At 61.7% G+C, this 21,297-nt stretch carries 20 protein-coding genes; 16 read left to right on the forward strand and 4 right to left on the reverse strand.

The window, feature by feature from the left end; all coding sequences use genetic code 11:
* Positions 1–93: 93 nt before the first annotated feature.
* From A3AY_RS0110240 to A3AY_RS0110275, 7 genes are all read left to right on the forward strand, one after another.
* Entirely contained in the window at positions 94–570 is a 477-nt protein-coding gene (locus tag A3AY_RS0110240) for a hypothetical protein (RefSeq protein WP_018325589.1), read from the forward strand.
* Positions 567–1,451: a DUF7007 domain-containing protein gene (locus A3AY_RS0110245; protein ID WP_018325590.1), complete on the forward strand. Its 885-nt coding sequence runs from the start codon at positions 567–569 to the stop codon at positions 1,449–1,451. The genes A3AY_RS0110240 and A3AY_RS0110245 overlap by 4 nt, the downstream gene beginning before the upstream one ends.
* Positions 1,448–1,816, forward strand: coding sequence for a hypothetical protein (locus tag A3AY_RS0110250; protein WP_018325591.1), 369 nt, complete (start codon positions 1,448–1,450; stop codon positions 1,814–1,816). Before A3AY_RS0110245 ends, A3AY_RS0110250 begins: the two co-directional genes overlap by 4 nt.
* Before the next feature lie 97 nt (positions 1,817–1,913).
* Positions 1,914–2,261, forward strand: a complete 348-nt coding sequence (locus A3AY_RS40095) for a hypothetical protein (protein ID WP_234913187.1) — start codon at positions 1,914–1,916, stop codon at positions 2,259–2,261.
* 490 nt (positions 2,262–2,751) lie between these two features.
* On the forward strand, positions 2,752–3,339 hold the full coding sequence (locus tag A3AY_RS0110260; RefSeq protein ID WP_026203291.1) for a hypothetical protein: 588 nt from the start codon (positions 2,752–2,754) through the stop codon (positions 3,337–3,339).
* A gap of 351 nt (positions 3,340–3,690) precedes the next feature.
* Positions 3,691–4,617 (forward strand): ArdC family protein, encoded by a 927-nt coding sequence (locus A3AY_RS0110265; protein WP_018325594.1) that lies wholly within the window; start codon positions 3,691–3,693, stop codon positions 4,615–4,617.
* Positions 4,618–5,311: 694 nt separating this feature from the next.
* Entirely contained in the window at positions 5,312–5,626 is a 315-nt protein-coding gene (locus A3AY_RS0110275) for a DUF736 domain-containing protein (protein WP_018325596.1), read from the forward strand.
* Positions 5,627–5,827: 201 nt separating this feature from the next.
* Here the strand turns inward: A3AY_RS0110275 and A3AY_RS0110280 are convergent, their stop codons facing one another.
* From A3AY_RS0110280 to A3AY_RS0110295, 4 genes are all read right to left on the reverse strand, one after another.
* Positions 5,828–6,106 carry a hypothetical protein gene (locus A3AY_RS0110280; protein WP_154663274.1) on the reverse strand — a complete coding sequence of 93 codons (279 nt, stop codon included), beginning with the start codon at positions 6,104–6,106 and terminating at the stop codon, positions 5,828–5,830.
* Between the two features lie 9 nt (positions 6,107–6,115).
* On the reverse strand, positions 6,116–6,988 hold the full coding sequence (locus A3AY_RS0110285; protein ID WP_018325598.1) for an isocitrate lyase/phosphoenolpyruvate mutase family protein: 873 nt from the start codon (positions 6,986–6,988) through the stop codon (positions 6,116–6,118).
* Positions 6,963–8,201: a pyridoxal phosphate-dependent aminotransferase gene (locus tag A3AY_RS0110290; RefSeq protein ID WP_018325599.1), complete on the reverse strand. Its 1,239-nt coding sequence runs from the start codon at positions 8,199–8,201 to the stop codon at positions 6,963–6,965. Before A3AY_RS0110290 ends, A3AY_RS0110285 begins: the two co-directional genes overlap by 26 nt.
* Positions 8,202–8,325: 124 nt before the next feature.
* Positions 8,326–9,237 (reverse strand): LysR family transcriptional regulator, encoded by a 912-nt coding sequence (locus A3AY_RS0110295; RefSeq protein ID WP_018325600.1) that lies wholly within the window; start codon positions 9,235–9,237, stop codon positions 8,326–8,328.
* A 164-nt stretch (positions 9,238–9,401) separates the two neighbouring features.
* Here A3AY_RS0110295 and A3AY_RS0110300 point away from each other — a divergent pair, with 164 nt between their 5' ends.
* From A3AY_RS0110300 to A3AY_RS0110340, 9 genes are all read left to right on the forward strand, one after another.
* Positions 9,402–10,577: an ABC transporter ATP-binding protein gene (locus A3AY_RS0110300; RefSeq protein WP_018325601.1), complete on the forward strand. Its 1,176-nt coding sequence runs from the start codon at positions 9,402–9,404 to the stop codon at positions 10,575–10,577.
* A complete protein-coding gene (locus A3AY_RS0110305; RefSeq protein ID WP_018325602.1) occupies positions 10,574–11,527 on the forward strand; it encodes a carbohydrate ABC transporter permease in 954 nt (317 codons plus the stop codon). Before A3AY_RS0110300 ends, A3AY_RS0110305 begins: the two co-directional genes overlap by 4 nt.
* Complete coding sequence (locus A3AY_RS0110310; protein ID WP_018325603.1) at positions 11,524–12,369, forward strand: carbohydrate ABC transporter permease; 846 nt, start codon at positions 11,524–11,526, stop codon at positions 12,367–12,369. Before A3AY_RS0110305 ends, A3AY_RS0110310 begins: the two co-directional genes overlap by 4 nt.
* A 39-nt stretch (positions 12,370–12,408) precedes the next feature.
* A complete protein-coding gene (locus A3AY_RS0110315; protein ID WP_026203292.1) occupies positions 12,409–13,467 on the forward strand; it encodes a hypothetical protein in 1,059 nt (352 codons plus the stop codon).
* 233 nt (positions 13,468–13,700) lie between these two features.
* Entirely contained in the window at positions 13,701–14,975 is a 1,275-nt protein-coding gene (locus A3AY_RS34975; protein WP_018325605.1) for an extracellular solute-binding protein, read from the forward strand.
* Between the two features lie 87 nt (positions 14,976–15,062).
* Positions 15,063–16,172, forward strand: coding sequence for an aminotransferase-like domain-containing protein (locus tag A3AY_RS34980; protein ID WP_018325606.1), 1,110 nt, complete (start codon positions 15,063–15,065; stop codon positions 16,170–16,172).
* A 50-nt stretch (positions 16,173–16,222) separates the two neighbouring features.
* Positions 16,223–17,485 carry an ABC transporter substrate-binding protein gene (locus A3AY_RS0110330; protein WP_018325607.1) on the forward strand — a complete coding sequence of 421 codons (1,263 nt, stop codon included), beginning with the start codon at positions 16,223–16,225 and terminating at the stop codon, positions 17,483–17,485.
* A 60-nt stretch (positions 17,486–17,545) separates the two neighbouring features.
* Positions 17,546–19,210 (forward strand): hydantoinase B/oxoprolinase family protein, encoded by a 1,665-nt coding sequence (locus A3AY_RS34985; RefSeq protein ID WP_018325608.1) that lies wholly within the window; start codon positions 17,546–17,548, stop codon positions 19,208–19,210.
* Positions 19,207–21,297 (forward strand): hydantoinase/oxoprolinase family protein, encoded by a 2,091-nt coding sequence (locus tag A3AY_RS0110340; RefSeq protein ID WP_018325609.1) that lies wholly within the window; start codon positions 19,207–19,209, stop codon positions 21,295–21,297. The genes A3AY_RS34985 and A3AY_RS0110340 overlap by 4 nt, the downstream gene beginning before the upstream one ends.

The raw sequence follows: 21,297 nt of genomic DNA on the forward strand, positions 1-21,297 counted from the left end.
CCGCCCTTTCCAACACCGTTCTCCCAACCTCCGCCGCCGGCCGCTCCGGCGGCGGTTCCGTTTCTTCACCTGCAGAACCCGAAGGAGCCTTTCATGTCTGCATCCCTCATCTATGATCTCGCGCCGATCGGCGCCATCGTCGCCTGGTCGGACGGCACGCCGCGCCCGCCCGAGCACCACAAAAAGAGGTTGGCGGCCTGGGAAAACCGCAACAGCCGAGGTCGTCTGATCCGCAAGCAGGACAGGCGCGGCCTCGGCAATATCAGCCTCTCGCCGGACTTCACCCTGCATGAGGGCGATTTCGGCGCGGGCGGCGTGATCGCCATCCGCGTCCACCGGACCTTTTCGCTCGACAGTGACCTGACCTTCAAGGTCATCGAGCGTCCGGCGCCGGGATCTGTCCGCGTCTTCGACCGCGCCGGGGCGAGCGCCGAGCTCGTCCATCTGGCCTCCAGTCGGCAGGCGGCCGAGGAATGGCTCACGCCGCATGGCCATCCCAATGCCGTACTCGAGGAGGTGAGCGCCGACGAGGTGGCCGCCGACCACGTCGAGGGGAGGGCCGCGGCATGACTACGGCGCTCTCTCTGTCCAAAGACCTCTCCGCCCCCGAACATTCGGGGGTGGAGTTCGGCCGAAGCGCCGATGGCTTGTACGTTGCGCGTGTGGGCGATCTCGTCTTCGCCATGGTGCCGGCAAGGGACGGCCAGCATCTTGTCGCCAGCGCCTGGCGCGTGTCGCGGCCGCTTTCCGATTTGAGGCGCGATGACTTCTATTCGCACCACGGCGCCATCGACAACGAAGCGGCCTTCCGGGAGCGCATGATCGAGCAGGCCGAACATAGCCGCGACCTGCTGGCGCTGAAACGCCAGACCGTCCGGATGAACTGCAATACGCCATGGGGCCTATCGCAGGGCGCCACGATCTATGCAGACGGGATCGTCTGCCACACCACGGCCGGACATGGCGGCTTCAAGCTCTCGGCCGCGCGAAACGCCGCTGTCCACCCGATGCTCCGGGTGGACGACGGGTTCTACGAGGAGGACGCCGCATGGGCGATCGTTGCGCTCACCTTTCCGGACCTGTTCACGCGCTACGAGCGGAAGGTCGGCGACCAAATCCTTCGTGACTGGTGGCCGGACGGGTGGCAAGAAATCCATGGTCGCGCGCTCGCGCCCGGTGAATCCCACGAGAAGGACCGCCGGGACTTCCAGCGGCGGCACGCCCAGAACTGGATCGTGATCGCCGCGCTGCTGTCCGATCATCACCCTGATATGTCCGAGGTGATCGCAACCATCGGGGGAGCGCGCGATCACCGGGCTGAAGAGCGCCGCTTCCTGGTGCCGAGTGACGACTATACGGTCGGCCGGTTCGGCTTCGTCATCGATGAGACGAACCATGCCGCCTATGACGGTCCCTCCGGCTTCGCCAGTTGGCGGGGGAGGGCCGGATGATGTTCGACCCGGAAAAGCGCACCGCCCAGCTCTCGCGCATGCAAGCCGCACGGCGACAGACGCAGCATCAGCTCGATCTGATCGACCGGCAGATCACGCGGAAAATGACGGCGCTTATCCCGCTCCTCGGTCGGCGTCATCAGGGCTATCGCCGCGGCAAGGCACTGGCGCCGGGCGCTTTCCTTGAACGCTATCGCGCCAACCTCGCGGCGCTCACCGCCGAGCGCCAGCCGGAGGTCGACGCGCTCACCCGAAAACTCGCCCGGCAGGATGCGGCAATCGCAGCGCTCAGGTCACGCCATCCGCAGTTCTGGTTTTCGAAAGACGGCGGTGGCAAGGCTCCAAGCGGAGGTCATCCCGCATGAGCACGATCGGCGAACTGGAAAGAAGAGCCGGGATCGGCTCCTCGCCTGAGGCACGGACCGCGTTCTGGATGCGGTTCCATCACCTCGACGGGGCCGCATGCCTCAACGCCGGCGTGGCGGAGCTGAACCGACTGATCGCGGAAAAGAGGCGACCTCGGTAGCGGCGGGCAAGGGCGCCGCGGCGCGGGCCAAACGCGAACGACTGCCGCGCCTGACCGCAGCAGAGGAGCAGGCGCTCCAGGCCTATGCTGCCAAACACGGCCGGCGGTGGAAGAGCGTCCTCAACCACGTCTGGATGGGCGGCCAGCCTCATGACGACGGCGCCACATTGCGTCGCCAGCGTAACGCGCGTGGTCCCACCTGGCTGCAGTCCTATCGTTTGCCAAAACCGCGCCCTGACGAAGAGCCTGATTCGGAGCATCGGCCGGACGTGCCGGAAACTTGATGAGGCGGTCAGTGCTCGAGGCTACCGTGTCGAGCACCATCCCCTCAGCCGAGACTGCCGCGATCGCCTTCAGGCTGTTGGGCGATGAACCGGCTCGGCCCAGTGGCGGTCCCTCGAGCGGCTGCTCGCTTCCGGCCGGGTCGGAGGACAGCGGCTCTGCTGAGCGGCGTCCTGTTCAATGGCTTCCGTCGTCGGACCACTCCCCTTGCCGGTCTGTCCTTCGGTTTTGCTGCGGTCTGAACCGGCGGCCGTTCGTTTCAAGGCCGCGTGCCGCGCCGCGAGGCGGCCGGATCCCGCCGTCCTCGGCAAAGCAGGTCCGCGCGCTTCGCGAGGTCAGGATGACCTGCTTGCCCGCATCCCGGCTTCGCTCGTCCAGGCGGGCCCGGACCCTGAAACGCCCGTCTTCCGCCGGCTCCTTTCGACCGCACCGAAGGACAGGTCGGCCAAGGGCCGGAACCGCTTCGGAGGAAACCTCAGAAAGGACAAAACCATGGCCAAGCCCGCAACCCGATCCCGCCAGTCCGCCCGCGTCGTGCCGCTTCGAAAGGGAGCAACACTCGAAATGGTCCGGCTCACCTGCCCGGACGCCACCCAGGCGATGGCGATCGCCGAAAGTTTTGGGACGGCCGTCGTCGACGGCGATGGCATCCGTGACCTGCACGAGCGCCTGATCGTTGAGACGGCCGACAGCCTGTCCGAAGGCCTCGGCGAACGCGCCATGCAGATCCATCTGCAGCGCATCGTCGGCGCCTATGTCGGATCAGCGCACGGCGCCGGCCAGTTCTACTCCCGTGCCGTCACCGAGGCCCGCGACGCCACCGCCAAGGCCGCCAACGACGCCCGCGACGAGGATCTCGACGGTCCGGTTGGTTACGACAGCGCCGCCCAGCGCAAGCGCGAGTTCGCAGCCGACATGGGCATCCAGGCCTATTCGCTGCGGATGGCAGCCGAGGGCGCTGTCGCCGCCTACGAGCAGATCGTCGGCGAGGTCTGGAAGCCCTTCGATCGCCCGGTCGAAAACCCCGGCGCATCGCTCGACCGCAAGGCGGCCGAGGCTCAGATGGCTGCGCTTGGCTGATCTGTTCCGGGCGGGGCTTCGGCTCCGCCCACCTATCCGATAGCAAGGCTGGCTTCCTGCGGGACGCCAGCTTTTTTGCGTGTTGCAACCTATCCGACTTCAACCCCCTGAAAAAAGAACGAAATCCCGTCGCTTTTTGCCGCGGGCCGATCGCAACCGTCACGAATGTTGGTCCTGCTGCGGTCCTCGGCCCCCGAAACGGCTTCGCCGTCCTCCACTCGCGTTGCGGCCCGGCTGCGACATCTCTCCTTGCTCCGATTGAACCTCGACCGGGTTCGCGGTCCTGCGGTCCTCAGCGGTCGGACCTTGTGACGGCTGCGATTGGCGCGGCCTCGAATGGAGGTTCAGGAAATGAGCAGCAGAGAGAACAAGCCCCGTGTCGATATCTACGCGAAGATCACCGACCGTATCGTCGCGGATCTGGAAAAGGGCGTGCGCCCCTGGGTCAAGCCGTGGAGTGCGGCAAACGCCACGGGTCGCATCACGCGTCCGCTGCGTCACAACGGACTGCCGTATCAGGGCATCAATACCCTGCTTTTCTGGTCGGACGCGGTTTCGAGAGGCTTCGTCTCTCCGACCTGGATGACCTTCAAGCAGAGCATCGAGCTGGGCGGACATGTCCGCAAGGGCGCGACCGGCGCAACCGTCGTCTATGCCAGCAGCTTCACGCGCACGGAGACCGATGCCCGTGGTGAGGAAGTGGAACGCGGAATTCCGTTCCTAAAGGCCTATACGGTGTTCTGCGCGGACCAGATCGACGGCCTTCCCGAGCACTATTACCTCAATCCGGCACCAGCGACCGATCCGGTGGAGCGGATCGCCCAGGCAGATACCTTCTTTGCCAATACCGGCGCCGTCATCCGGCACGGTGGTAACCAGGCCTATTTCAATCCGGCTCTCGATATCGTCCAAATGCCGCCGTTCGAAGGTTTCCGCGATGCTCCGAGCTACTATGCCACGCTCGGACACGAGCTAACTCATTGGGTTGGCTCGGAAAAACGGCTTGATCGCAACCTCTCGCGCTATCACAAGGATCGCTCGTTCCGGGCTCACGAAGAGCTGATCGCCGATCTTGGCGGTTGTTTCTTGGCGGCGGATCTCGGCATTGTCCCAGAGCTCGAGCCGAGACCCGATCACGCAAGTTACCTTGCTAGCTGGCTGGAAATTCTGAAGAACGAGAAGCGGTTCATCTTCGCCGCTGCCGCGCATGCCCAGCGTGCGGTCAACTATCTCCACGAACTTCAGCCGCCCGCAGCTGGTGTCGCGGAGGCGGCGTGATGTTGCATTTCTGCGATCAAAATGGGGGGAGGCACTGAGCCCTCCTCCGTCCACCTTGCGGCCGACCGCTATTCGGCTGCAGCCTTGGGCCGCAACCGGACCAGCCGGCCAGGGCCGCCGTCCAGCTCGAGATTGGCATATCCATGATCGCGAAGCGGCCGTTCCCTTCTTGATTGGCAGCCGCCGGGCTCACGGCGTTTCATCAGTCGGCCCGTCGTCTTTCGGCCGATATGAGGCGGCGGTTGCGTCCATTTCCGGCTGAGGATGTCTGCGTTATGCGATCACACATGACGGGGGCTGCCGGGTTTGATGGTCCCTGACCGGTACCGAGGTTGCGGCATCATGCCGACGGGAGGCCGCCTGTCGTCTCGCCCGGTGGTTTCATGGATGGGCCGCTACCATCGCGTCCTCGATGTGGCTGGTCTGACCGAAGGCCGTCTTCGCTGCGCTCCGCCTCGTTCTCAAGCCCGCAACAGCCGTTCCGCGACTTTCTTCCCCTGCTGGCTTCGCCATCATTCCGCGCGGACCAAGAAAGTCTTGCCCTGGCTGCCCTCCACTGTCGTTCCGGCCCAACGAGCCACCCCCCTTGCGCAAGTGCAACGGGGACCCCGGGGGTGCGGGCCGATCGCCTCCGGTCCATCGACCGCCATCGAGGTCGCGGTGGTCGCGGCCCGAGAAACTCACGGAGACGACAATGGCTACCATCGGCACTTTCACCTCGAACGGCAACTCCGGCTTTTCCGGCGTCATCAAAACCCTCAACCTCAACGTCAAGGCCAAGCTGGTCCGCATCGAAAACCCCTCCGACAAGGGTCCGCACTTCCGCATCTTCGCGGCGGCGAATGTGGAACTCGGGGCCGCCTGGCAGAAGGTCTCCAACGAGGGCCGCGACTACCTCTCGGTCAAGCTGGACGACCCGAGTTTCCCCGCCCCGATCTACGCCACACTGATCGAGGTGGAAGGCGAGGAAGGCCTGCAACTGATCTGGTCCCGGCCGAACCGGGATTGAGGTTCCCGCCAGGGGGCTCCGCCGCAAGGGCGGGGCTCCTTTTCTGCGCGTGAAGAAACCCGAACACGGCATCCGAGCCTTGCGGCTTCGTGTGCCGAAGACAAACGCGCCGCGCGCACAGTCCGGTGCAGAAACGAGACACCGCCTACCAGGCCATAGGTTCGCCACGCAGGGGCTCTACACCGGCGTCAAGCACCCGCGTCACCAATCATCGCGATCAATCGAGGCGAGCGGATCCTGCAGCATGACCTGTGCCGCGACGGCTTCCTTCCAGAGCCAGAGTTCGTCCTGAACCGACAGCGCCTCGGCCCTCTCTTCCACATAACGCGTGGCGACCTCGACGAAGGCGCCGTCCCCGAACTTCGTCCGAAACGCCGCGATCACTTCAAGGTCGAAACTCAACGATACGGCACCTTCGTCCTGGACAACGGAGATGCCAAATTCGGACTGGTCGGAATTGGCGGCGCGTCTCAGCCGCATGGTATCCACCTATCTCAGGAACCGCTTTTCGTCCGCTTTGACCTGGTCCATCTTCTGCAGCCGGAAAATCTCTTCCACCGGGACAATGTCCTTGTGGACATTCTGCACGCCGCCGTCGGCAATGATCCGCCGGAAGGCATCCTGCATAGCGGTCGTTGCGGCGCGGATACCATAATTGCCGTAGATGGTCATCTTGATATTGCCGAGCGCGCGGATGCGCGTGGCGTCGAGTTCCGGATAGGCGTTGGGAACGATGGTGAGCGGCACAGGCCCTTTCCAGGCGCGCGAGAAGCTCTCGATCTCGGCCGGATCCTTCTTTTTGGAATGGATCAGGATCATGTCGGCGCCGGCCTCGGCATAGGCCATGCCGCGCTTGAGCGCCTCCTCTTCGCCGAGCCCCGCAATCAACGCTTCCGTGCGGGCGATGACGAGGAAATCCGGATCGTTGCGGACTGAGACCGCAGCTTCGATCTTGCCCTGGAATTCCTCGATCCGCAGCAGCTCCTGGCGTCCGTCCGCCGCGAGGCTGGTGACTTTCGGGAATGTCTTGTCCTCGATCACGACGGCAGCCGTGCCGGCTTTTTCGTATTCGCGAATGGCGTGGATCACATTCAACGCGTTGCCGTAGCCGGTATCGATGTCGGCGACGATCGGTAGCGACGATTGACCGGCGATCACCCGCAGCATGTCGAGATGCTGGGTCATGGTGATCAAGCTCATGTCGGCAAGGCCGTAGAGCGCCGAAAGTTCGAATCCGGACGCCCAGAGACCGTCGAAGCCCGCCTCCTCGGCGAGAATGGCGGAAAGCGGACTGTGCGCCGCCATGATGTGGACGAGGCCGCGTTCGGCCATGCGGTCACGCAGTTGCTTTGCTTTGCTCATGATAGGTCTCGCTTTGGGAAAGGGCTTCGCAGGCGGCAAGGATGCGGCCGCAGGCGTGCTGCAGGTCTTCGATCGATGCGGCGTAGGAAATGCGGATGTAGGGCGAGGCCATGAAGCCGCTACCCGGAACGACGGCAACGCCGAACTGCTCCAGAAGATACATCGCAAAATCCATGTCGGTGTCGATCATCTTCCCTTGCGGCGTGACCTTGCCGATCACGCCGGCGCAGTTGACGAAGACGTAGAAGGCGCCGTCCGGCGTGCGGCATCTGAGCCCCTCTGCTTCGTTGATCTTCTCGACCACCAGATCGCGACGTTTGCGGAAGTCGGAGATGAAGTCAGTGATGTAATCCTGCTTCCCGCCGATCGCTTCGATCGCCGCATATTGCGAGATCGAGCTGGTATGCGACGACGTCTGGCCCTGGATGGTGTTCATCGCCTTGATCAGGTCCTTCGGCCCCGCGCCGTAGCCCAAGCGCCAGCCGGTCATGGCGCTCGACTTGGAAACACCGTTGACGGTGACCGTCCGGTCGATGAGGTCGGGAGCGGCCTCGGCCATGGTGGCGAACCGCACGCCGTAGACGAGCTTTTCGTAGATGTCGTCGGCAAGCACATGCACGTGATCTTGTCGGCGGAGAATGACGGCGAGCGCGGCGAGTTCGGCTTTGGAATAGACCGCACCGGTTGGATTGTTGGGCGAATTCAGCATCAGCCACTTGGTGCGTGGGGTGATCGCCGCGTCCAGATCTTCCGGCTTCAATTTGAAGCCGAAGTGTTCGTGGCATTCGACGAGAACCGGCTCGCCGCCAGCCAACCGCACCATGTCGGGATAAGACACCCAGCAGGGCGTCGGAATGATCACTTCGTCGCCGGGATCGAGACTGGCGAAGAGCGCGTTGAAGACCACCTGCTTGGCGCCGCACCCGACGGTGATCTGGTCGATGTCGCAATCGAGCCCGTTATCGCGCGCGAGCTTCTCGCGGATCGCCTCGCGCAGCGGCTTGACCCCGGCGACCGGCGTATAGCGGGTCCTGCCGTTGCGGATGGCGGCAATGCCGGCGTTTTGGACCGCCTCCGGCGTGTCGAAATCGGGTTCGCCCTGGCTCAACGCAATGACATCGATACCCTTCTCTTTCAGGGCGGTGGCCGCAGCGGTCATGGCCTTGGTCTGGGAGGGGCGGACGGCTTGTAGTCTCTTGGCGATGAGTGGCAAAGCAACTCTCCTCGAAGCACTTGATCTGATCCAGAACTACCCATGGAGATCATCACTCGCCAGTTTTCGTATCGCTTAAAGCGAGCCAAGTGATCGCATTTTGCGATATGACGACAAGCGGCCTCTATTGCGCGGGGACGTCTTCCTCCGTCATCTTCCGGCAAAGCCGCGTGAGCCAGCGACAAAAAGCGCGCGCAACGTCCGGATTGCTGCTGCGGTCGATCGCGTAGGCACGGTACTGCATGCCACTCGGCGCACGCGAGCCGCTGAGCACTTCCAGCAGCCCCTGCCGGATCAGGTCGGCGACGAGAATGTGCGGCGTCACCAACAAGTTCTGCCCGGTCGTGACCGCCGGCAAGGCGAGATAATGGTGATCATAACGTGCGCCGGATGTGATATCGGAGGTCTTCAGGTCCAATCCGCGCAGCCAGGTCGGCAGAATGTCCGGCCGTGAGGTCACGGCAATCACGGGGGTATTGCGCAAGGCTTTGAGGCCGCGGCCGGCGACACAGTCCGGCGCCCCGACGCAGACGAGTTGCTCGTCATAGACGTCCCACCGGTCCCCCGGTTCGGTTAACGTCAGATCGCGGGTTAGCAGCACGTCGAAGCTGTCGGTCGATGTAGGCGCCGACAAGGTGCTGATGACGTCGACGGTGACGCCGCCCATTTCCTTCGAGAATTCGCGCAAATTCGGGATCAACACCGTATAGGCGAAGGTCGCCAGGGACGTGCGCACGACGAGACGGTTGGCGTCTTTCCTGCCGTTGCGGCGCATGCGCTTTGCCGTAAACAGAATCGTATCGAGCGGTTCGGCCACGGCGTCGGCGAACAAGCGACCGAAATCGGTCAAGTGGCTTTGCCGGCCGCGACGCTCGACGAGCTTGGCGCCGAAATACTCCTCCAGCACCGCCACATGGCGGCTGACGGAACTCTGGGTAATGCCGAGAGCCTTCGATGCCCGCGTCACGCTGTTGTCTCGTGCAACCTGCACGAAGGCGCGGACTGCATTAAGCGAAAGATCTTTTTCCTCAGCCAAATTGATCTCCAAATATAGCAACCAATCGATCCGAAATTGCGCGTTTGATATCGCATTATTCGATATATGTCATGTGTCTGTAACAGAACAGGTCGATGGATGCACCCATTCAAAACCTGAAAGTGGCGGCGGTTAGCCGCGGCGGCTCGACGAGGTAACGCATTATGGCGGGCATAACCATCGAAAAAATAGAAAAGACGTTCGGCGCGACGCCCGTTCTGCGCGAGGTGTCGCTGAAGATTGCCGATGGCGAGTTTCTGACCTTGCTGGGGCCGTCGGGCTGCGGAAAGTCCACGCTTTTACGGATCCTGGCGGGCCTAGAGGTGCAGACGGCCGGTTCGGTGGCGATCGGCGATCGCGTCGTGGACGGGGTTCGGCCGAAGCGGCGGGACGTCGCCATGGTCTTCCAGTCCTATGCGCTCTATCCGCATATGACGGTGCAGGACAATATGAGCGTGCCACTCAGAATGCGGCGGCTCACGGCCTGGCAGCGCCTGCCGCTGCTGGGTCGTTTCTTACCGGGAACCAAGGCGACAGCCGCGGAGATCGAGCGGGATGTGATCCGTACCGCCAAGGCGCTCGGCATCGGCCATCTGCTCGCCCGCAAGCCCGGCCAGCTTTCCGGTGGTCAGCGCCAGCGCGTCGCCGTTGGTCGCGCCATGGTGCGCCAGCCAGCCGTCTTCCTCATGGACGAACCGCTTTCCAATCTTGACGCCAAGCTCCGCGTGCAGATGCGCGCCGAAATCAAGGAACTGCACAACCGGCTCGGCGTCACCTTTGTCTACGTCACCCACGACCAGTCCGAGGCGATGACCATGTCGGATCGGGTCGCGGTGATGCTCGATGGCGAGCTGCTGCAGGTTGCCCCGCCGCAGGAGATCTATGCCGATCCCGACGATCGCCGTGTCGCCGAGTTCATCGGCTCGCCGAAAATCAACATGCTGGAGGCGAAGCTGCGCGACGCTGCGTTGGCCGATGCGGCCGGCACGAGCTTCACGGTAGCCGCCGATGCCGGGCCTGGCACGGCCCTGACGGTCGGCATCCGACCGGAAGCGTTCCATCTCGTGGAGACCGGCGGCCCGAACGTTCTGACCGGCGCGGTCCGTCTCGTCGAGCACATGGGTTCGGACCTCTTTGTTCATCTGAACGTTCCAGGAACCGAGCACCCGGTTGTCGCGCGCCTGCTCGCCGAACGCGCGCCGCAGATCGAGCTGGGTCAGACCCTGCATCTCGGCGTCAGGCCGGAACGGCTGTTGATCTTCGCCGCCGATGGCAAGCGCCTGCGTCCGCAGGGGCATGCGGGCGCGAAGGTGTTGCCGATCAAGGAGCGGATGCAATGACCATCGCCTCCTCAATGCCGGAGCGGGCCGCTGATCCAACGGGTGCTGCCGTCGTCCCTAAAATGCTGCGCAGACAGCGGATCGCCGAGGCGTTTGTGGCCTGGTCGCTCGCCGGGCCGGCGCTTGTCCTGCTCGTCACCATGTTCTTCCTGCCAGTCTTTGCAGTGTTTGCAATCGCGCTCACCGACTGGCAGTTCGGCGCCACCACGCTGTCCTTCATCGGCATGGCCAACTTCCGCGAGGTCTTGGCCGACGAGGGTTTTCGCGCCTCGTTCGCCAACACTATCTTCTATGTGGTGATCGTCGTGCCCGGCACGATCGTACTTGGCCTGGCGATTGCGCTGCTGATCGAAAGCGGCAAGTCGTGCCGCGCGTTCTATCGCGCCATCCATTTCCTGCCGTTCATGGCCACACTGACGGCGATGGCGATCGCCTGGGAGGCGCTCTTGCATCCCACCATCGGTCTCGTCAACCAGACGCTCGCCGGCCTTGGTCTTCCGACCGCCAACTGGCTGCGGGACGAGAACACCGTGCTGCCGGTTCTTGCCATCATTGGCATCTGGCAGAACCTCGGCTATGCCATGGTGCTGTTCCTCGCAGGCCTCAAATCGATCCCGCAGGACCTCTATGATGCCGCCGACATCGACGGCGCCGATCTCTGGTTCGACCGGCTGCGCACCGTCACCCTGCCGATGCTCGGCCCGGTCACCATGTTCGTCTTCATCGTCGTGGCGCTCAAAGCCTTCGAGACCTTCGACACCGTGCAGGTGCTGACGCAGGGCGGCCCGGGCCATGCCTCCGAAATGCTGCTCTATACGCTCTACCGCGAGAGCTTCGAGTATCTGCGTACCGGCTATGGCGCCTCAGTCGCCGTCGTCTTTCTCTTCATCGTCGTCGCGCTGACGCTGATACAGGCGCGCGTGATGGACAAAAAGGTTCACTACCAATGAGCACATCCGCGACCCATGGCCTTGGCTCGCCTGCGGCCATTACCCGCCATGCCATCCTGCTGATCACCGGCGCGCTGATCCTTATCCCCTTCGTCTGGATGGTGTCGCTGTCGATCAAGCCGCCCGGCGAGATCTTCCATGCGTCGTTCTCGTTCTGGCCGAAGCAGTTCTATGGCATTGAGAACTATACCAAAGCGCTGACCGAGGCCCCGCTGCCGCGTTACATGCTGAACGGCGTCTTCGTCTGCACGATGATCGTCGCCGCCCAGGTCCTCGTCTGCGCACCGGCGGCCTATGCACTGGCAAAGCTTGAGTTTCCCGGCAAGAACCTGCTATTCGCCATGGTGCTGATCGCGCTGATCCTGCCGCACGAGGTGCTGTCGCTGCCGCTGTTCATCCTCGGCTACCAGATCGGCGTCCTCAACACCTATGCGGCGCTGGTCTTCCCCTATGTGGTCTCGCCGTTCGGCATCTTCCTGTTCCGGCAGTTCTTCAAGACCATCCCCGACGACGTCATCCATGCTGCGCGTCTCGATGGTCTGTCGGAGCTTGCGATCGTCTGGCGGATCATGGTGCCGATGGCGCTGCCGGCGATCATCGCCTTCGGCATCTTCTCCGTCGTCGGTCACTGGAACAGCCTGTTCTGGCCGCTGATCGCAGTGCGCGACCAGAACCTGATGCCGCCGCCGCTCGGCATCATGGCCTTCAAGAACGAGGAAGCCGGCAACGACTACGGACCGCTCATGGCCGCATCCACCATCGTCGTCGCGCCCCTCATCATCGCATTCCTATCCGCGCAGCGATGGTTCGTCGAAGGTCTGACTGGCGGGGCCGTAAAGTAGAGGCCGATGTCTTGTCTTACCGGCTAACGGATGCAGCGAATGGATGAATTCACACTGTTTCCAAGAGAGAAGATCAAACACGCTTCAGCAACGCCGCTCCTCTACTTCTATAGAGAGCCTGCGACCGAGAAGGCGCCATTGGTGGTGTTCATTCCCGGCGCAGGCCATCGCGCAAGAATTGCCTATGGTGTTTCGACCTCAAGACCCGAGGACTTTCTGGATTATTGGCTCGAGCAGCAGGGATATGGCTTTCTGGCGATTTCAGCCCCCTCGCACCCGCTCTTCGATCCCGCGCTTTTCCGCGATCTTACAATCGAGCGATGGTCCGATGCCATTGCTGAGACGATCACGGATGTCGCGGGCACTTCGAATCCACCGGAGATCATTCTTTGCGTCTGGAGTCTGGCAAGCGCGTTCGCGGGTCACATCGCGTCGTGCTTGAAGGGCCGCGGGATAGATGTCTCAGCGCTCATACCTTTAGCCGCCAGCGCACCACTACCAAGGCCGGGCGGGGTTCAGGGATTGACGGAGCGAACGACTGAAATTGGTCTTTGGAACGTAGCAGATTCGCTGGTGAATGGCGTTCGTCGCGGTGAGATTTGGGAGAAGGAAATTGCGGAAATCGAAGCGGAGCTTGGCCGCCTGGTAATCTCACCTGATGCCTATGCACGCGAGATCCTGACCGCCACCCCCATAGGCCTCGTTCCCGGCGGATTCGAAAGAAACAGCGGCACGCCGGACCAGAAGCTCCCAAGCATACCTCTGGCAGCACCGATCGTTCCAACCGATGCCAAGGACTATCGCCATGCTCTGTCTGACCAGCAGGGGTGGTCGTACATGAATTGCCTCCTCGTCATCCGGGAATACTCAGCGGCTATCGCAAATGGCATGCATGTCTCTGACGAAGCCTGGGCGGCCATCAGTCACCTGACGGCGAAATTACCGTCTCACCTCTGCGCTCGAGTTCAGGGCGGCCACTTCCTTTTCGTCGGCGAGCGAGGTGCAAAGGAGACAGCCTTGGCCATCGTAGCACTCCGTCAGAAGAGCAAGGCTTTCAAGTCCGAGCTGGGGGCGATCCTGGCCGCGTTGAGCAAGTAGGACCGAAATGTTCTCTTTCCATCGAATTGTGCGATCAATGCAAGACGCTTCTTCTCCGCGAGATCGGGCGTGCGCGATGTTTCTTCCATCCGCAACCGAGGTTTATATATCGAATATTTCGATGAATGTCATCGAGCCGTCACAAGCATCTCATAGCGAGACTCGTCGAGTGATGCAGCTGGCGCAAAAAGCGTCGGAAGCTGCCTTTCAGCCCAGCCGAAAAGGAAGATGAAATGAAAATTGACAGACGTACCTTCTGCGCGAGCCTGATCATCGGCGCAGGCATTGCGGCGGCATCCGTGGCAAGCGCGCAAGAGCCGATCAAACTCAGGGTTACTGCTGCCCCCTCGAACGTCTCTGAGATGTACAAGGCGCTTGCAACCGCATTCGAGGCATCCCATCCGAACATCCGCGTCACACTTGACACCACGTATCGCGATTACAATGCGCTTGTGGACGCGACATTACGGGATGCGCTGACTGGCGAGGTCGCCGATGTATCGATCCAGGGCAATAACAAGATCCGCCTCTATGTCGACCGGAAAATGGCCGTGCCGCTTGATGCTTATTTCTCCGAAGCATCGCAATCCGCCCAATCGACCCTGTCCTCGTCTGTAGCGTCGGTTGGCCGTTTCGGTGACAAGGTCTATGGGCTGGGACTTTCGGTCTCAGCTCCCGTTGTCTTCTTCAACCTCGATCTAGTCGAGAAAGCTGGTGTTGACGCCGCTAATCTGCCCACAACGTGGGAGGGTATTCTCAAACTGGCGCAAAAGATCGACAATCCGTCCAGCAACACGCTCGGGGCTTATTTCACCTATGACCAGGCTGACTGGTTTTGGATTGCGCTGATCGAAAGTCAGGGCGCTCAAATGATGAGCGCTGATGAAAAGCACGTTGGCTTCGCTGGACCAGAAGGTCTCAGGGCGATGCAGCTTCTCAAGTCCTTTGGTCAGGCGGGGCAGTCCAAATTCGATATGCCTCGCGATCAGGTGCGGCAGCTGTTTGCTTCCGGTAAACTCGGAATTCTCGTCGATTCCAGTGGCAGCCTTGGCGGCTTCGAAAAGCAAGCCGCCGGTCATTTCAAAGTGGCTACAGCGGCCTTTCCGCTTCTTTCTCCGGACGCCCGCCTCCCAGCAGGTGGTGCACTTGGCATCGTCTTCACGAAGGATCCAGAACGTCAAAAAGCCGCCTGGGAATTTTTGAATTTTGCCGCGGGTCCCGAAGGACAGACGATCATTGCCAAGAACAGTAGCTACATGGTCGCCAACAGCCGTGTTGCCACGGATCCTTCGATGCTCGGTGGCTTCTACGCGACCCAACCGAACATGAAGCCGGTCGTTGACGCACTGCCGATCTTGGATGGTTGGTACGCCTTTCCGGGACAGAATAGCGGCAAGATCACCAATACACTGATCGACCACATGCGCTCGGTGACCACCCTCAAAGTTGAGCCCGAAGCAGCGCTGGCTGCAATGACACGCGACGTGGAAAGCCTGCTCCCACGATAACGCCGGGCTTCTCCTCAGATCGGACAGGCTCAGCACAAAGGGTTGAGCCTCTCTGAAACAATGCGAATACAAAGGAATAAGGACATCATGACGAAAATCATCGAAATGAGCCGCACACACCCGCCGCTGGTTCCGGCGATTTTCGATCCCGAATATAGGGCTGCGATGAACGGTGTGTTGTCGCGATTCTCGCCAAGCGAAGTGGTCGGAGCGCACCGATGGATGGGAACTGACGCGGACCGGCAGGCGGGAGCCGCCTTCACTGGGCGCAGGCTCGGCTCCACCCCCGACGCTGGCCGGGTCATCGTCACCAATGGTACCCAGAGCGCCTTCAACATGCTGTTCGGTGGGCTGGTGGGTCAAGGCAATGTCCTGGCCGTCGAGAGACTGACTTATCCGCCGATCCTGGTTCTGGCGAAGCGTTTCGGTTTCATCCCGAAGGGCGTCGAAATGGACGGTGAGGGAATCATTCCCGAAGCGCTCGAGGAGTTGTGCCGCAGCGACGGCCCCAAGGCTCTCTATCTTCTCTCGACGCTTCAGAACCCAACGACGGCGACGATGTCGCTTGCGCGCCGCCAGGCGATCGTGGACGTCGCTCGCAGATACGATCTGCAGATCATCGAGGACGATATCTATAGCCTCTTGCCGGACGATCTGCCGCCGCCGCTCTCTGCGCTCGCCCCCGAACGCTCCTGGTACATGCTCGGGGTCGCCAAGACGATCGCTGCGGGCATGAAGATCGCCTATGTCGTCGCCCCGAATGCTGCCCTTGCCGAGGCGCAATTCTGGCCGGGCGTACGCGCAACTTTCTGGATGGCGGCGCCGATCAGTGCCGCCGTTTCCACACAACTAATCGAGACGGGCGGGACGGCACGCATCATCGATGCAGTCCGGCAGGAGATGGTTGCCCGTCATCGGATCGTTCGGCCGATGCTCGAGCGGACGGATTTCGAAACCAAGGATGGTGCTCTCCACGTCTGGATCCGGCTGCCTGAAACGGTTTCGGCAGCCGATCTTGCCGTCCACATTCGCGAGCGCGGCGTCAATATCGGAACCGGCGACCCCTATGCCCTGCCGGGCGAAAAGGCGCCGCAGGCAATCCGCATCGGCATCGGCCACGCCAAATCCCACGCCGAGCTCGAAGAGGCGACCCGGGTTATTGCCGACAGCCATGACGAATTCTTTCGTCAACAATGACTGCAAATCATACCGCCGATTAACCCCAATGCCACCGACACGGAGTTATCATGAATAGAATCTCGCTTTTTCTCGCCGGCGCGTTTGCTACCGGCGTCTCTACCGCCGCTTGCGCCGATCCGATCATCATCAATGTCGCGTATTCGTCAGGCGCCTACACGGATGTCATGACGGAAAGCGCGCGCCAGTTCGAGGCGGCGCATCCCGACATCAAAATCAAATATGTCGCGCCCGTCGCGAACACCTACGATGAATTGCTTCAATCCACCTTGCGGTCATCGATGGTCGGCACACTTCCGGACGTTTCGCTCGAAGGCAGCCAGAACGTCGGCACTGTGGTGCAGGCCGGGATCGCCATGGCACTCGACGACCTGATCGCGTCGGACAAGAACTGGAGCGATCTCGGCTACTCCCCTTCGGTCGGTGAAGTGGGCGCCATCGGCGGCAAGACCTATGCGCTTGCTTATGCAACCTCGGTGCCGACCATCTATTTCAATCTGGACCTTCTGAAGAAGGCTGGCATCGACATCAACAAGCCGCCCTCGGACTGGCAGGGATTGACCGAGGCTGCGGCCAAGGTCAACAAACTTGGCGGCAACACAGTGGGGGGCCTGTTCGACTACAATTCGACCGGCAACTGGACCTTCCAGGCGATCATTACCAGCCTCGGCGGCAAGATACTGACGGACGACAGGTCCGACGTCGCTTTCAACAGCCCCGAAGGACTGAAGGCGCTGCAGATCCTGCATGACTTCGGCACGGCAGGTACCGTCGACATGTCCCAGGCACAGATGCTGCAGGCCTTCGCTTCGGGAACTGTCGGCGTTTTTGCATCCTACAGCGCCGCGCTCGGCCAGATTGAGAAGCAGGTCGCCGGAAAGTTCGCGGTAAAGGCAGCGCCATGGCCGATCCCGACCAAGGACGGTCGAGTTCCCGCCGGAGGTCGTGTGCTGATGATCTACGCAAAGGACGCTGAAAAGCAGAAGGCAGCCTGGGAATATGCAAAGTTCCTGACCGGGCCGGTCGGCCAGACAATCCTGGTGAAGAGCGTCGGTGCAGTACCGGTCAACAGCAAGGCCATCAGCGATCCGGCCCTGCTCGGCCAATTCTATCAGGACAATCCCAATCAGAAGCCGGCTCTCGAGGCAACTGCGCGCCTGACGAATTGGCTCTCCTATCCAGGCAAGAACTCCATCAAGATCAGCGAGGCGATCCGCGATCATCTGCGCCGGGTTCTCATCGCGCATGAAAAGCCCAAGGTCGTCATGGCTGACATGATGGCTGCGATCAAGCCGCTGTTACAGGCGAAATAACCTCCACCTTCAGCCGCAACCGCAGCGCCGTGAACGGTGCTGCGGAGACAGGAGTATGCAATGTCGCTGACATCCAACAGCGCGATCAACGGCGTCAATCTCGAAATTCTGTGGTCACGGCTAATCTCGATTGCCGACGAAGCCGCGACGGCGCTCCGTCGCACGGCATTCTCGACCATCGTCCGGGAGTCCAACGATTTTGGTGTGACGATCCTTGATGAGAATGCCGCCGCCGTTGCTGAGAACACGATTGGCGTGCCGGCCTTCCTTGGCGTCCTGCCGCGTGCCGTAAAAAGCTTGCTGCAGGAGATCCCAATCGACGAGTGGGAAGAGGGCGACTGCATCGTCACCAACGACCCGTGGATGGGCGCCGGCCACTTGCCGGATCTCGTCATGGCATCCCCGATATTCCTGCAGGGCCAGCTTGTCGGGTTTTCCGCCACGGTCGCGCATCTCCCCGATATCGGTGGGGTAATCTTCTCCGCCGACTGCAGGGATTTCTTCGAGGAGGGAACGCGCATCCTTCCGACCAAGTTCATGGCCGCCGGCAACGAGAATCCCGAGGTGGCGCGTTTCATCCGCGGAAACGTCCGCCTGCCGGACATGGTCTTAAGGGACATTTACGCCCAGGTGACCGCGCACCGGGTCGTTGCACAGGGCGTCCAGAAGTTTCTCGGCAAATCAGGCTTTTCGAAGCTCAGCAGCATTTCGCAGGCTCTCCACCAGCGCGCCGAGATGGCAATGCGGGCCGCCATTGCCAAGATGCCGGATGGTGAATATCGGTCGGTCGTCACCGCGGACGGATATGACGACAAGCAGACCGAAATTCATTGCTGCGTCCGCATCGAGGGGTCGAACCTCACGGTTGACTATACCGGTACGTCCCCGCAGATCGATCGTGGCCTGAACTCGGTCTTCAATTACACCTACGCGTATACGGTCTATCCGTTGAAATGTGTGCTCGATCCGGTGACCCCGCACAATGACGGATCGTATCGATCGGTCACGGTCAATGCGCCGTTGGGTTCAATCCTTAACCCCCATTTCCCGGCGCCTTGCAACGCACGACAGCTTACGGGCCAATTGCTGGCAGGAGCGATCTACAAATGCCTGGCGCAGATTGTACCGGATCGCATCGTCGCGGAATCGGGGACTGCGCCAACCTTGCGGGCTGTCTTCAATGGTGCCGACGATAGCGGCAAACGGTTTTCCCAGATGTTGATGTGTAGCGGTGGCATGGGCGCGAGCGCCCATCGCGACGGGCATGCCTGCACGCCCTTTCCGACCAATACGGGCTCTGGAAGCATCGAGGCATTCGAAGGGCTTGCACCGCTGCTCGTTCGTCGAAAGGAGCTTGTGTGCGGTTCCGGCGGAGAGGGAAAACATAGAGGCGGCCTGGGGCAGGAAGTCGAGATCGAGGTGATCGGCTCGGCGCCCGTCAACATGTCGCTGATGGCCGACCGGATCGTCAATCCGGCGGAGGGACTGCAAGGCGGAGGAACGGGGCAACCCGTGCGTGTCTCTCTCGCCAGCGGCAGAACCCTGCATCCAAAGGCGCGGACGACGCTTTTGCCGGGCGATCGCCTGACGCTTCGCTACGGTGACGGCGGTGGCTTCGGAAATCCGGCGGAACGAAGTGAGGGGAACATCCGCAGCGACATCAAAAATGGCTACGCAACGACGAACCGCATGCAGCCCCGCGACAGATCGGACGAAAAGCGATGAAAAACAATGACTTTCGTATTGGCATTGACGTGGGCGGAACATTTACCGACCTGGTTCTTGTCGATGGCCGCACCAATAGGGCAAGTTTCGGCAAGGAGCTGACATCACACGATGATCCCAGCCGCAGCATGCTGCAGGGTCTCCAGAGGCTGCTCGATGCCAACGGAATTGCCTGGACTGACGTCGGGAATATCGTGCACGCCACGACACTGGTGACCAACGCAATCATTGAGCGAAAGGGCGCGAAGGTCGGGCTGATCACCACTCGCGGCTTCCGGGACGTTCTCGAGATCGGAAACGAAACCCGTTACGAACTTTACGATCTCTTCTTCGAGAAACCCGCCCCTCTGGTCTCGCGGCAACTGCGCCAGGAAGTAAGCGAACGGATCGGCGTCAACGGCGACGTCATTACGCCTCTCGACGAAGACGACGTAGCGGCTGCCACAGAAGTGCTTCGAGAATACGGCGTCGAAGCCGTTGCGGTGTGCTTGATGCACGGATACCGCAACCCGTCCCACGAAAAGCGGATCGCCGCGCAACTGCGGGATCTGCTTCCTGGCGTTCCGGTCACCTTGTCGAGCGATATCGCGCCGGTCATCAGGGAATATGAGCGGGCGAATACCGCAAGCGGCAATGCTTATGTGCAGCCCGTCGTTGAGCAATATCTGACGGAACTTGAGACCGGGCTTTCCCACCGCGGCTTCGATGGCGCGGTTCATCTCATGCTATCCGCCGGGGGATTGACGACTCTTGGCACGGCGAAGAAGCAGCCGATCCATCTGATCGAATCCGGACCGGCAGCGGGAGCGATCGCTGCCGGATATTTTAGCCGATTGACCGACACGCCTAATCTCATCTCGTTTGACATGGGCGGTACGACCGCGAAGATGTGCCTGCTCCGCGACGGTGAACCGGAGCGCTCGAGCGAGTTCGAAGCCGCGCGCGTCCAACGTTTCAAGAAGGGCTCCGGCCTGCCGCTCAAGGTGCCGGTCATCGATCTCATCGAGATCGGCGCGGGTGGCGGTTCGATAGCCAGGGTCGACGGGATGGGCCTGTTGAAGGTCGGGCCCGAAAGCGCCAGTTCCACGCCCGGCCCCGTTTGCTACAACAGGGGCGGCACCGAACCGACCGTGACCGACTCCGATCTCGTCCTCGGCTATCTGTCTCCCGATTACTTTCTTGGCGGTGAACTCAAGCTCGATCTGGCTGCCGTGCATCAGGCGATCGGCGACAGGCTCGCCGCGCCCTTGGGAATGGATGTCAGCAGTGCGGCGGCCGGCGTGCACCGGATCGTCAACGAGACGATGGCTTCGGCCACTAGAATGTACCTGACGGAAAGGGGTGAGGATCCGAGCCGCTACACGCTGCTCGCCTTCGGCGGAGCCGGTCCCGTCCATGCTTACGGCCTCGCCAAGAGCCTTGGCATAGCGAAAATCGTCGTGCCTCCGGGTGCTGGAGTCATGTCAGCCCTCGGTCTTTTGACCGCGGCACCGGCCTGCGACGTCGCCCGCAGCTATATCTCAGATCTGTCGGCTGTCGACTGGAACATCGTGAACCGGCTCTTTGCGGACATGGAGGGCGAGGCAAGTGCATTGCTGGTTGCCGCCGGTGTCTCGAAGGAGGAGATCGTCCTTACCCGTTCGGCCGACATGCGGTTTATCGGACAAGGATTTGAAATTCCGACCGTCCTTCCTGAAGGGAAACTTGGCCCCGATCTGTTGGCGGACATCGAGGCCAGGTTCATCCACGATTACGCCGTCCGGTTCGGCCGTCGCGTCGACGGTGTCGGTGTCGAGGCCCTGACCTGGCGCCTAACCGCCTCCATCCCGAGAAGAGAGGCCCAGTTGGCATTCGCCACATCCGGTCAGGGTGGCGATGCCCGCAAAGGACAGCGCAGAGCGTACTTCGAAGGCAAGGGCTTTATCGACTGCGCCGTATTCGAGCGTTCGAAACTGGCTGCCGGAGCGACAATTGCCGGTCCGGCCATCATTGAGGAACGTGAATCCACGATCGTCGCAGGACCGAACACATTCATCAGCGTCGATGGCCACTTCAATGTCGTCATCGAGATCAGAGAGACGGAATGA

The organism is Rhizobium giardinii bv. giardinii H152 (genome assembly GCF_000379605.1).
GTDB lineage: Bacteria > Pseudomonadota > Alphaproteobacteria > Rhizobiales > Rhizobiaceae > Pararhizobium > Pararhizobium giardinii.

Coding starts and splice junctions, on each gene's coding strand:
- A3AY_RS0110275 (WP_018325596.1), top strand. CDS start 5,312: ATGGCTACCATCGGCACTTTCACCTCGAACGGCAACTCCGGCTTTTCC.
- A3AY_RS0110285 (WP_018325598.1), bottom strand. CDS start 6,988: ATGAGCAAAGCAAAGCAACTGCGTGACCGCATGGCCGAACGCGGCCTC.
- A3AY_RS0110310 (WP_018325603.1), top strand. CDS start 11,524: ATGAGCACATCCGCGACCCATGGCCTTGGCTCGCCTGCGGCCATTACC.
- A3AY_RS0110305 (WP_018325602.1), top strand. CDS start 10,574: ATGACCATCGCCTCCTCAATGCCGGAGCGGGCCGCTGATCCAACGGGT.
- A3AY_RS0110240 (WP_018325589.1), top strand. CDS start 94: ATGTCTGCATCCCTCATCTATGATCTCGCGCCGATCGGCGCCATCGTC.
- A3AY_RS0110280 (WP_154663274.1), bottom strand. CDS start 6,106: ATGCGGCTGAGACGCGCCGCCAATTCCGACCAGTCCGAATTTGGCATC.
- A3AY_RS0110265 (WP_018325594.1), top strand. CDS start 3,691: ATGAGCAGCAGAGAGAACAAGCCCCGTGTCGATATCTACGCGAAGATC.
- A3AY_RS40095 (WP_234913187.1), top strand. CDS start 1,914: ATGCCTCAACGCCGGCGTGGCGGAGCTGAACCGACTGATCGCGGAAAA.
- A3AY_RS0110315 (WP_026203292.1), top strand. CDS start 12,409: ATGGATGAATTCACACTGTTTCCAAGAGAGAAGATCAAACACGCTTCA.
- A3AY_RS34975 (WP_018325605.1), top strand. CDS start 13,701: ATGAAAATTGACAGACGTACCTTCTGCGCGAGCCTGATCATCGGCGCA.
- A3AY_RS34980 (WP_018325606.1), top strand. CDS start 15,063: ATGACGAAAATCATCGAAATGAGCCGCACACACCCGCCGCTGGTTCCG.
- A3AY_RS0110330 (WP_018325607.1), top strand. CDS start 16,223: ATGAATAGAATCTCGCTTTTTCTCGCCGGCGCGTTTGCTACCGGCGTC.
- A3AY_RS34985 (WP_018325608.1), top strand. CDS start 17,546: ATGTCGCTGACATCCAACAGCGCGATCAACGGCGTCAATCTCGAAATT.
- A3AY_RS0110260 (WP_026203291.1), top strand. CDS start 2,752: ATGGCCAAGCCCGCAACCCGATCCCGCCAGTCCGCCCGCGTCGTGCCG.
- A3AY_RS0110245 (WP_018325590.1), top strand. CDS start 567: ATGACTACGGCGCTCTCTCTGTCCAAAGACCTCTCCGCCCCCGAACAT.
- A3AY_RS0110300 (WP_018325601.1), top strand. CDS start 9,402: ATGGCGGGCATAACCATCGAAAAAATAGAAAAGACGTTCGGCGCGACG.
- A3AY_RS0110340 (WP_018325609.1), top strand. CDS start 19,207: ATGAAAAACAATGACTTTCGTATTGGCATTGACGTGGGCGGAACATTT.
- A3AY_RS0110250 (WP_018325591.1), top strand. CDS start 1,448: ATGATGTTCGACCCGGAAAAGCGCACCGCCCAGCTCTCGCGCATGCAA.